The organism is Streptomyces sp. NPDC006193 (assembly GCF_040613915.1).
Taxonomy (GTDB): Bacteria; Actinomycetota; Actinomycetes; order Streptomycetales; family Streptomycetaceae; genus Streptomyces.
Genome location: NZ_JBEXTB010000043.1, coordinates 11,835 through 22,189, shown reverse-complemented (window position 1 = coordinate 22,189; position 10,355 = coordinate 11,835). Strand labels below are relative to the sequence as shown.

The window sequence follows — 10,355 nt, the reverse complement described above, 5'->3', positions numbered from 1 at the left end:
CAGCGCCCGGACGCACGGGTCGGCCAGGAGGCATTCGCCCACTCCATCGGGGAGATGACCCGGTTCGGCACGGCTTCACCGGTGCGCGCGGATTGCCACTCTTCGGTGGCGCCGCCGGTATTGCTCCGTTACCTGATCGGGGGCGGCCCCTCGATCGGGCGGCCGAGCACGCCGGGGCGCCGCTGCCAGGGCCGGGGCCCGGTGGGCGGCCGGTAGCCGACGCCGAGGGCGTCAAGTCGCCGGTAGTGGGCGGTCATCCGGCGCTCGAAGTCCGCGAAGTCCCGTTCCGCGGGGGCGGGCAGCCGGCTCCAGGCCACCTCGGCGAAGGCCGCGAGCCGGGGGAAGGCCTGGTAGTCGACGCGGGCGGCGTCCTCCAGCACTTCGGTCCAGATGTTGGCCTGAGTGCCGAGCACGTGCCGGGCCTCCTGCTCGGTGAGTCCGGCCGGCACCGGCTCGAACCGGTAGACGTCCTCCAGCGTGCGGACGAAGCCGATCGGCACCGGCTCGTCCTCGCCGGGGGCCTGCCGGTGGTCCAGGTACACGTACTGCTCCGGGCACATGACCACGTCGTGGCCGGCCCGCGCGGCGGCGGCCCCGCCCGCGTAGCCGCGCCAGGAGGAGACCGCCGCGCCCGGGGCGAGTCCGCCCTCCAGGATCTCGTCCCAGCCGATGAGCCGGCGTCCGCGCGCGGCGAGCCAGGCGTCGAAGTGGCCGATGAACCACGCCTGGAGCCCGTCCTCGCCGGCGAGGCCCAGTTCGGCGATGCGGCTCTGGGCGGCCGGGGAAGCGGCCCACTGCTCCTTGGGGCACTCGTCGCCGCCGATGTGCACGAACCGCGAGAACGCGGCGGCGTCCGCGGGGAACAGCTCCAGAACCTCCTCCAGGACCCCTTCGTAGAAGCGCAGGGTGGTGTCGGTGGGGGCCAGCACGTTGGCGGAGACGCCCCAGGTGTCCCAGACGGAGAGGGCGGCGGTGTCCACGACGTCGGTGTTGCCGAGTTCGGGGTACGCGGCGATGGCGGCCTGCGAGTGGCCCGGCACGTCGATCTCCGGGACGACGCTGATGTGCCGTTCGGCGGCGTAGGCGACGATCTCCCGGATGTCGTCCCGGGTGTAGTGGCCCCCGTGCGGCCTGTCGTCCCACAGCGGGGAGGCCCGGTGTCCGATTTTCGTCCGTGCCCGCCAGGAGGCGACCTCGGTCAGCCCGGGATACCGCTCGATCTCGATGCGCCAGCCCTGGTCGTCCGTCAGGTGCAGGTGGAGCACGTTGAGTTTGTGCGCGGCCATCAGGTCCAGGTAGCGCAGCACGCCGTCCTTGGGCATGAAGTGCCGTGCCACGTCGAGGAGGAGGCCGCGCCAGGCGAACCGGGGGGCGTCCTCGACGACCTGCCCGGGGACCTCGGGCGCGGCGTCGGGCCGTACGGGGGCGCGGCGGAAGGCGTCCGGGCCGAGCAGTTGGCGCAGGGTCTGCGCGCCCCAGAACACGCCGGCGGGTCCGCCGCCGCGGATCTCCACGCCCCGTCCGGCGGCCGCGTCCAGCCGGTACCCCTCCGGCTCCAGGGCGTCGTCGACCAGCAGCCGCACCCCGTCGCGGGCGTCCCGCGGTCCGGGGCGCAGCGGCAGCCCCAGGGCCGCGCCGAGCGTCGCGCGCAGCCAGCGTTCGGTGCGGTCCGTGCCCGGGCCGGCCCACAGGGTGGTGCCGCGGCCGAGCGGCACGGCGGCGCCCGCCGGTCCCTCGACGGCGCGCGGCGCCGGAATCAGTTCCACCACGTTCAGCCCCTCACCCAGCAGTGCGCCGCGCGGCCCGCGGCGGCGGTCTCGACGTGCAGAACGCCTCGCAGGCTAGGGACCGCCCGACACCACGACAAGAGGTCTGGACCATATGGCGGCCGGAGAACGCGCAAATCCCCGGGAGGCGCCTGGCGCACCTCCCGGGGACCTCACCGCTCATGGGGGGGGCGGGGCCTACTTCTTGTCGCCGCCCTTGTCGTCGCCGCCGCTGCCCATGGACTCGTAGATCTCCTTGCACATCGGGCACACGGGGTACTTCTTCGGGTCACGGCCCGGCACCCAGACCTTGCCGCACAGCGCCACGACGGGGGTGCCGTCGAGGGCGCTCGCCATGATCTTGTCCTTCTGGACGTAGTGGGCGAAGCGCTCGTGGTCGCCGTCGCCGTGGGACACCTGCGGTGTCGGCTCTACGAGGGTCCCCGTCCCAGTCCCGCGCTCGGGCTCAAGAGTGCTCATACGCCCAGGGTACTGAAGCTCACACGCATCAGTTGAGCGACGGGTCGTCCGGATACGTGGCCACCATCGCCAGCTCGTTGCGCTGCCGGCGCAGCACCTCGCGCCAGAGTCTCTCCGGGGCCGGGGACGACACGTCGCCGGGCTCGGACTCGACGACGTACCAGGCGCCCTCCGCCAGCTCGTCCTCCAGCTGGCCCGGGCCCCATCCGGCGTACCCGGCGAAGATCCTCAGCGAGCCGACGGCGGAGGCGAGGAGCTCCGGCGGCGCCTCCAGGTCGACCAGCCCGATCGCGCCGTGCACCCGCCGCCAGCCGAGGGGGGCGCCGTCGCCGTTCGCACCGCCGGGGATGACCGCGACGCCGAGCGCCGAGTCCAGCGAGACGGGGCCGCCCTGGAAGACGACGCCGGGCTCGCCGGCGAGGTCGGCCCAGCCCTCCAGGATGTCGCCCACGTCCACCGGGGTGGGACGGTTGAGGACGACGCCGAGGGAGCCCTCCTCGTCGTGGTCGAGGAGGAGCACCACCGCACGGTCGAAGTTCGGGTCCGCCAGGGCGGGGGTGGCCACGAGCAGCCGCCCTGTGAGCGAGGACACCTCGGTCATGCCAGACATGATCCCGCACTTTGCCCCGGTGTGGGGAGCCGATCGCCGGGACGCAGCTCAGGGCGTACGGACGCGCCCCCGGCGCACGCTCCGGGCCGGTGACCGCGCGTGCCCGGTGGGGAACGGTTCGTGTTGTGACACAGCTATGACCCGACTGGGCGGTCCTCGGGCTTACGGGCGGGGGGTGATCGGCGATTACCCTGTCTTCCCGGCCCCTGCGCACAGTGATCGGCCGGCCCCTGACCAACTTCATCGGAACGCGAGATTCATGACCGTCAACGACGATGTCCTGCTTGTCCACGGCGGAACCCCGCTGGAGGGCGAGATCCGTGTCCGCGGTGCGAAGAACCTCGTGCCGAAGGCCATGGTCGCCGCCCTGCTGGGCGGCGAGCCGAGCCGACTGCGCAATGTTCCGGACATCCGTGACGTGCGGGTCGTACGCGGCCTGCTCCAACTGCACGGGGTGACGGTCCGTCCGGGCGAGGAGCCCGGCGAACTGGTCCTCGACCCCACCCGCGTCGAGAGCGCCAACGTGGCCGACATCGACGCCCACGCGGGTTCCAGCCGCATCCCGATCCTCTTCTGCGGCCCGCTGCTGCACCGTCTCGGCCACGCGTTCATCCCGGGCCTGGGCGGCTGCGACATCGGCGGCCGGCCCATCGACTTCCACTTCGACGTGCTGCGGCAGTTCGGCGCGACCATCGAGAAGCGGGCGGACGGACAGTACCTGGAGGCCCCGAAGGGCCTGCGGGGCACGAAGATCCGGCTGCCGTACCCGTCCGTCGGCGCGACCGAGCAGGTGCTGCTGACGGCCGTGCTCGCCGAGGGCGTCACGGAGTTGTCCAACGCGGCCGTCGAGCCGGAGATCGAGGACCTCATCTGCGTGCTGCAGAAGATGGGCGCGATCATCGCGATGGACACCGACCGGACGATCCGCATCACCGGTGTGGACAAGCTCGGCGGCTACACCCACGCGGCCCTCCCCGACCGCCTGGAGGCCGCGTCGTGGGCGTCGGCGGCGCTGGCGACCAACGGCAACATCCTCGTCCGCGGCGCCCAGCAGCGCTCGATGATGACGTTCCTGAACACCTACCGGAAGGTGGGCGGCGCCTTCGAGATCGGCGACGAGGGCATCCGTTTCTGGCACCCCGGCGGCCAGTTGAAGTCCATCGCCCTGGAGACGGACGTGCACCCCGGCTTCCAGACGGACTGGCAGCAGCCGCTGGTGGTGGCCCTCACGCAGGCCACCGGCCTGTCCATCATCCACGAGACGGTGTACGAGTCCCGCCTCGGCTTCACCTCCGCGCTGAACCAGATGGGCGCGCACATCCAGCTCTACCGCGAGTGCCTCGGCGGCTCCGACTGCCGGTTCGGCCAGCGCAACTTCCTGCACTCCGCGGTGGTGTCGGGCCCGACCCGGCTGCAGGGCGCCGACCTGGTCATCCCCGACCTGCGCGGCGGCTTCTCGTACCTCATCGCGGCCCTGGCGGCCGAGGGCACCTCGCGCGTCCACGGCATCGACCTCATCAACCGCGGCTACGAGAACTTCATGGAGAAGCTCGTGGAGCTCGGCGCCAAGGTCGAACTGCCGGGCAAGGCGCTCGGCTAGACACGCGCGGCGGGCCCCCGCACGGCGGGCCGCACACGGCGAAAGGGCGGCCCCCCTCGACTGGAGGGGGGCCGCCCTTTTCGGCGTCTCCGGCTGGGACTCGTCCCGCGAGCGGCGCGGGGAACTGCGCGGCCGGCCACAGCGGGCCGGCAGCCACCCGCGGCGCTCGCAGGGGACGGCGCTCGAAGCCGAGCGCCTGCCGCTTACTTGCCCTTGGCGGCTTCCTTGAGCTTGGAGCCCGCGGTGACCTTCACGCTGTAGCCGGCGGGGATGCTGATGGGCTCGCCGGTCTGCGGGTTGCGCGCGGTGCGAGCGGCACGGTGGGTGCGCTCGAAGGTGAGGAAGCCGGGGATGGTGACCTTCTCGTCGCCCTTGGCGACGATCTCGCCGACGGTCTCGGCGAACGCGGCCAGCACGGCGTCGGCGTCCTTGCGGGTCACCTCGGCGCGGTCGGCCAGCGCGGCCACCAGCTCACTGCGGTTCATGTTGTTACTCCCGTGTCTTTCTTGCCGTTGGGGTGTGCCACGCGGCGGAAAGCCGCCCGAGGCACTGCGATGCCGATGCGCTCGCGCCCCTGGGGGTGCCCCCTGGACGTGGTCCCTGGGGGAGCATCCTGCCCCTACCTGCGGCGGGAAAGCCAATCCAGCACCCGTAGGAGTCGTGAGAACACCCTGGGGAGTCACACGAGAAGCGCCTGCTCGGCCGTCACCCTAGAGCGCCCCCGGCATCCGGTGGTTTCACGACGCGCCGGTGCGGGGGCCGCCGTGGCGATGCTCACAGCCCCCTCGCACCGTGCGGCGCGCCGCGCCTCAGGCCGTCGCGCCGGCCGCCCTGGCGGCCTCGCGGACCGCCCCGGCGACCGCGCCCGCGACCTTGTCGTTGAAGACGCTGGGGACGATGTAGTTCGGGTTCAGCTCGTCCTCGGTCACCACGTCGGCGAGGGCCTTCGCGGCGGCGAGCATCATCTCGGTGTTGACGGTGCGGGACTGGGCGTCCAGCAGGCCGCGGAAGACACCCGGGAAGACCAGCACGTTGTTGATCTGGTTGGGGAAGTCGGAGCGGCCGGTGGCGACGACGGCCGCCGTCTGGCGGGCGACCGCGGGGTCCACCTCGGGGTCGGGGTTCGCGAGCGCGAACACGATGGCGTCGTCGGCCATGGCGGCCACGTCGGCGCCGTCGAGGACGTTCGGGGCGGAGACGCCGATGAAGACGTCGGCGCCGCGCACGGCCTCCTTCAGGGTGCCGGTGAGGTTCTCGGGGTTGGTGTTGTCGGCGATCCAGCGCAGCGCCGAGCCGGCCGGGGCGTCCACGAGGTCCTCGCGGCCGGCGTGCACCACGCCGTGGATGTCGGCGACGACGGCGTTCTTCAGGCCCGCGGCGATCAGCAGCTTCAGGATGGCCGTGCCGGCCGCGCCGGCGCCGGACATGACGACCCGGATGTTCTCGATGGCCTTGCCCGTGACGCGCAGGGCGTTGGTCAGGGCGGCCAGGACGACGATCGCGGTGCCGTGCTGGTCGTCGTGGAAGACGGGGATGTCGAGGGCCTCGCGCAGGCGGGCCTCGATCTCGAAGCAGCGCGGCGCGGAGATGTCCTCGAGGTTGATGCCGGCGAAGCCGGGGGCGATCGCCTTGACGATCTCCACGATCGCGTCGGTGTCCTGGGTGTCCAGGCAGATCGGCCAGGCGTCGATGCCGGCGAAGCGCTTGAAGAGGGCCGCCTTGCCCTCCATGACGGGCAGCGCGGCCTTCGGGCCGATGTTGCCGAGGCCGAGCACGGCGGAGCCGTCCGTCACGACCGCAACGGAGTTGCGCTTGATGGTGAGGCGGCGGGCGTCCTCGGGGTTCTCGGCGATGGCCATGCAGACGCGGGCGACACCCGGCGTGTAGACCATGGACAGGTCGTCACGGTTGCGGATGGGGTGCTTCGACGCCATCTCGATCTTGCCGCCGAGGTGCATGAGGAACGTACGGTCCGAGACCTTGCCCAGCGTGACGCCCTCGATGCCGCGCAGCTTCTCGACGATCTCCTCGGCGTGGGCCGTTGAGGTGGCCGCGATGGTGACGTCGATGCGGAGCTTCTCGTGACCGGACGCGGTGACGTCGAGGCCGGTCACCGAGCCTCCGGAGGACTCCACGGCGGTGGTGAGCTGCGAGACGGCGGTTCCGCTCGCGGGCACCTCCAGCCGGATCGTCATCGAGTAGGAGACGCTGGGCGCCGTTGCCATGGCCGACTTCCTCTGCTTTCACCGTGTCGCGGGATCGTGCCGTCCGATCGTCGCACCTACCACTCAGTACGTGGTAGTCGCCGTGGGCGACGGACGTGCTGTTCGGGCAAAGAAGGAGGCCCACGTCACCCCGTGACGTGGGCCTCCCGCACGTTCATGACACCGACCCGCCATGCTCGCCTCGCGGCAAGTGGTCGCTCGTAGCGACGAAGGTTGGGCCCGGGGGCTTGGATCGGGCCGGTGCCACGTCAAGGCTAACAAACGCCTGCCGGGGACCATTCCCGCTGCGCCGGGTTTCGGCCGATCGTGCGCGGGTCAGTCCGTGCGCGGGTCAGTCCCTGAGCAGGTCCGGCACGCCCGCCCCGTCCGGCTCGTCGCGCTCCCCGGACACCACCGTGAGCTGCTGGGTGGCCCGGGTCAGCGCCACGTACAGCACCCGCAGGCCGGCCGGGGACTCGTCGGCGATCTCCGCGGGCGAGACGACGACCGTCGCGTCGTACTCCAGGCCCTTGGCCTCCAGGCTGCCCAGCGCCACCACCCGGTCGCCGAGACCGGCCAGCCAGCGCCGGGCCTCCTCGCGCCGGTTCATGGCGACCACGACGCCGACCGTGCCGTCCACCAGGTCCAGCAGCCGCTCGGCCTCGGCCCGCACGGTCCGCGCCATCGACTCCCCCACGACCGTGAAACGCGGTTCGACGCCGGTGGACCGCACGGCGCTGGGCGCCTCGGAGCCGGGCATGGCGAGCGCCAGCACCTTCGCGGCCAGTTCGGCGATCTCGGCCGGGTTGCGGTAGTTCACGGTGAGCCGGAAGCGGCGCCGGGGCCGGGTGCCGAGGGCCTCGTCGCGGGCCTCGGCCGCCTCGTCCGGGTCGGACCACGAGGACTGCGCCGGATCGCCGACGACCGTCCAGGTGGCGTGCCGGCCGCGGCGGCCGACCATGCGCCACTGCATCGGCGTGAGGTCCTGCGCCTCGTCCACGATGACGTGCGCGTACTCGGTGCGCTCCTGCGCGAGGCGCTCGGCGCGCTCCCGCTGGGACTCCTCGCGCACCGGCATCAGTTCCTCCAGGCCGGTGAGCTGGTCCAGCGGGTCCAGCTCGCGCTTCCTGCGCGGCCGGGCGGGGGCGCCGAGGATCGCCTGGAGCTCGTCGAGCAGGGCGATGTCGTGCACGGAGAAGCCGTCGCGTCTGAGCGAGCGGGCGACCTTGCGGACCTCGCCGGGGGTGAGGATGCGCCGGGCCCAGCGGCCGAGGCGCTTCTCGTCGGCCATGGCGGCGAGCACGGCCTTCGGGGTCAGTTCGGGCCACCAGGCGTCGAGGAACGCGAGGAAGCCGTCCTCGCCGCTGACGTCCTCGTCGAAGGAGGCCCGCAGTTCCGCGGCCAGCTGGGGGTCGGTGTGCCGGGCGCCGGCGCCGGACCGGGCCCACAGGGCGTCCAGGAGCAGCCTGCGGGCGCGCGGGCGCAGCAGGTTGACGGGCGCGGTGCCGCCGAGGGCGGCCCGGCGGACGCGTTCCAGCTCGTCGGCCTCCAGTTCGAGCCGGCGCCCGAAGGCGACGACGCGGAGGCGGGACGGCGGCCCCTGGGTGCTCTCCCGGCCGGCGTCCTCGCCGGCCGGGGCGGCGGGCCCCAGCTCCAGGGCGCCCCGGGCGGCCTTCCGCAGCACCTTCAGCATCCGGTACGAGCCCTTGGCGCGGGCCACGGCCGGGGAGTCGTACAGCGTGGCCTCCACGCCGTCGACCAGCGAGCCGATCGCCCGGATCGCGACCTGGCCCTCCTCGCCCAGGGAGGGCAGCACACCCTCGGTGTAGGCGACGAGCAGCGGGGTCGGGGAGACGATCAGGATGCCGCCCGCGTACCGGCGCCGGTCCTGGTAGAGCAGGTACGCCGCCCGGTGCAGGGCGACGGCGGTCTTGCCGGTGCCGGGTCCGCCCTCCACGTAGGTGACGGAGGCGGCGGGCGCGCGGATGACGAGGTCCTGTTCGGCCTGGATGGAGGAGACGATGTCCCGCATGGTGTGGCCGCGGGCCTGGCCGAGGGCGGCCATGAGGGCGCCGTCGCCGACGACGGGCAGCTCACGGCCGTCGAGGCGGGCGGTCAGCTCCGGACGCATCAGGTCGTCCTCGACGCCCAGCACCCGGCGTCCCCTGGACCGGATGACCCGGCGCCGCACCACCCGTCCCGGCTCCACGGGGGTGGCCCGGTAGAACGGCGCGGCGGCGGGCGCGCGCCAGTCGATGACCAGCGGCGCGTAGTCCGCGTCCAGGACGCCGATCCGGCCGATGTGCAGCGTCTCGGCGATGTCGGCGGTGTTGTCGGGCCGCACCGCGCCGTCCGCGGGCTCCACCGCCGTGTAGGCCCCGTCGGGCCCCTTCTTGCCGTCCTTGCCGGGCAGCAGGTCGATCCGCCCGAAGAGGAAGTCCTCGAACTCGTTGTTCAGCCGGTTGAGGTGGATGCCGGCCCGGAAGACCTGGGCGTCCCGCTCGGCGAGCGCGCCCGGGGTGCCGACCTGGCCGCGCTCGGCCGCGTCCCGCATCAGGAACTCGGCCTCGTGGATCTTCTCCTCCAGCCGCCGGTACACCCGGTCCAGGTGCTCCTGCTCGACGCTGATCTCCCGGTCGCGGACGGAGTCGTGCGCGTCGCGCACCGGACCGACCGCGGACTGCTGAACCTGAACGGCCACCGGGCCCCCTTCTGACGTGCTGGGCAGCCGTCAACCGTACGCGAAGGGGACCTGCAAAGCCACGGGGGCGCCGGCTCGCCCGGCGGCGGGGGGACCCGCGCGGCCGGTCACGAAGCCCCCGCGCCCGCCGGAGGGTGCGCGCGGGGCCCGGGGACGCGGCGCCCGGGGAGGGCCCGCCGCGCCCACGGCGCCCGGTCGCGGCCGAGGGCCGCCGCAGGGGTCACGCGTCGACCTGGACCAGCTTCTTCCCCTCGAACGTCACGATCTCGAAGTGGTCGATCTCGTTGCGCTGGAAGGCCGCGGCGCCCCCGATGTACAGCGGCTTCTTCGCCCGCTCGGTCTTCGCGCCCGGGATGCCGTACCCCCAGTCGGGCACGGACCACGAGGACATGGTCACGCGCTGGCCGTTCTTCGCGACGAGCACCAGGGAGCACTTCAGCGGCCCCTTGACGTTCTTCAGCTCCAGGACGGCCTGGGTGCCCCAGTCCTTCTGCGCCATGCCGACGGTGGCGCTGACGTCGGACGACGGATCGGTGGCCGACTTCTTGTCGGTCATCGTCTCGAACGTCGTCTGCGCCGGCGTCGCCGTGACCTGCCTGCCGCCGTCCGAGCCGCCGTTCACCGCCACCGCGGCCAGCGGCCCGGCGATGATCAGCGCGGCCGCCGCCGCGATCATGTAGAAGCTGCGCCGGCGCTTCAGGGCACGCCGCTCGGCGACCTCGTCGACCAGCTTCTCCACCAGCCGCGGACCGGGCCTGGCGGACAGCGACTCGCCGATCGCCGGGGTGCTGCCGGAGCCCGGCAGGTCCGCGAGCGCGGCCAGCATCGGCTCCATCCCGGCCAGGTCGTCCAGTTGCTGGGCGCACCACTCGCAGCCGGCGAGATGGGCCTCGAAGGCGGTCGCCTCGGCGTCGTCGAGGATGCCGAGGGCGTAGGCGCCGACGGTCTCGTGCTCGCTCGGCACCGTGGATCCCTGACTGGGGTTCATGGGCCC

8 protein-coding genes are annotated in these 10,355 nt (G+C 73.0%); 1 reads left to right on the top strand and 7 read right to left on the bottom strand.

What is annotated here, in order from left to right; translation table 11 throughout:
* Nucleotides 1-128 precede the first annotated feature (128 nt).
* From ABZ261_RS27685 to ABZ261_RS27675, 3 genes are all read right to left on the bottom strand, one after another.
* Nucleotides 129-1,766 (bottom strand): beta-N-acetylhexosaminidase, encoded by a 1,638-nt coding sequence (locus ABZ261_RS27685; protein WP_356863804.1) that lies wholly within the window; start codon nt 1,764-1,766, stop codon nt 129-131.
* Nucleotides 1,767-1,964: 198 nt separating this feature from the next.
* Entirely contained in the window at nt 1,965-2,246 is a 282-nt protein-coding gene (locus ABZ261_RS27680; RefSeq protein ID WP_031159440.1) for a DUF3039 domain-containing protein, read from the bottom strand.
* Between the two features lie 28 nt (nt 2,247-2,274).
* A complete protein-coding gene (locus ABZ261_RS27675) occupies nt 2,275-2,847 on the bottom strand; it encodes a YqgE/AlgH family protein (RefSeq protein ID WP_356863768.1) in 573 nt (190 codons plus the stop codon).
* A 268-nt stretch (nt 2,848-3,115) separates the two neighbouring features.
* On the opposite strand from ABZ261_RS27675, the gene murA reads away from it, so the two are divergent.
* Nucleotides 3,116-4,456: a UDP-N-acetylglucosamine 1-carboxyvinyltransferase gene (gene murA, locus ABZ261_RS27670; RefSeq protein WP_356863766.1), complete on the top strand. Its 1,341-nt coding sequence runs from the start codon at nt 3,116-3,118 to the stop codon at nt 4,454-4,456.
* 203 nt (nt 4,457-4,659) lie between these two features.
* Here the strand turns inward: murA and ABZ261_RS27665 are convergent, their stop codons facing one another.
* The 4 genes from ABZ261_RS27665 to ABZ261_RS27650 all read right to left on the bottom strand — a co-directional run bounded on the left by ABZ261_RS27665 (nt 4,660) and on the right by ABZ261_RS27650 (nt 10,349).
* Entirely contained in the window at nt 4,660-4,941 is a 282-nt protein-coding gene (locus ABZ261_RS27665; RefSeq protein WP_356863764.1) for an HU family DNA-binding protein, read from the bottom strand.
* A gap of 324 nt (nt 4,942-5,265) precedes the next feature.
* Nucleotides 5,266-6,681 (bottom strand): NAD-dependent malic enzyme, encoded by a 1,416-nt coding sequence (locus tag ABZ261_RS27660; protein WP_356863762.1) that lies wholly within the window; start codon nt 6,679-6,681, stop codon nt 5,266-5,268.
* Between the two features lie 331 nt (nt 6,682-7,012).
* The gene (locus tag ABZ261_RS27655) at nt 7,013-9,361 is read right to left on the bottom strand and encodes a UvrD-helicase domain-containing protein (protein ID WP_356863760.1); all 2,349 of its coding nucleotides are present in this window, start codon (nt 9,359-9,361) and stop codon (nt 7,013-7,015) included.
* Nucleotides 9,362-9,581: 220 nt separating this feature from the next.
* Nucleotides 9,582-10,349, bottom strand: a complete 768-nt coding sequence (locus ABZ261_RS27650; RefSeq protein WP_356863758.1) for a zf-HC2 domain-containing protein — start codon at nt 10,347-10,349, stop codon at nt 9,582-9,584.
* Nucleotides 10,350-10,355 lie beyond the last annotated feature (6 nt).

What these genes read in the sequence shown, in the direction of transcription:
- ABZ261_RS27680 (WP_031159440.1), bottom strand. Translation starts at nt 2,246, where the DNA reads ATGAGCACTCTTGAGCCCGAGCGCGGGACTGGGACGGGGACCCTCGTA.
- ABZ261_RS27675 (WP_356863768.1), bottom strand. Translation starts at nt 2,847, where the DNA reads ATGACCGAGGTGTCCTCGCTCACAGGGCGGCTGCTCGTGGCCACCCCC.
- murA (WP_356863766.1), top strand. Translation starts at nt 3,116, where the DNA reads ATGACCGTCAACGACGATGTCCTGCTTGTCCACGGCGGAACCCCGCTG.
- ABZ261_RS27665 (WP_356863764.1), bottom strand. Translation starts at nt 4,941, where the DNA reads ATGAACCGCAGTGAGCTGGTGGCCGCGCTGGCCGACCGCGCCGAGGTG.
- ABZ261_RS27660 (WP_356863762.1), bottom strand. Translation starts at nt 6,681, where the DNA reads ATGGCAACGGCGCCCAGCGTCTCCTACTCGATGACGATCCGGCTGGAG.
- ABZ261_RS27650 (WP_356863758.1), bottom strand. Translation starts at nt 10,349, where the DNA reads ATGAACCCCAGTCAGGGATCCACGGTGCCGAGCGAGCACGAGACCGTC.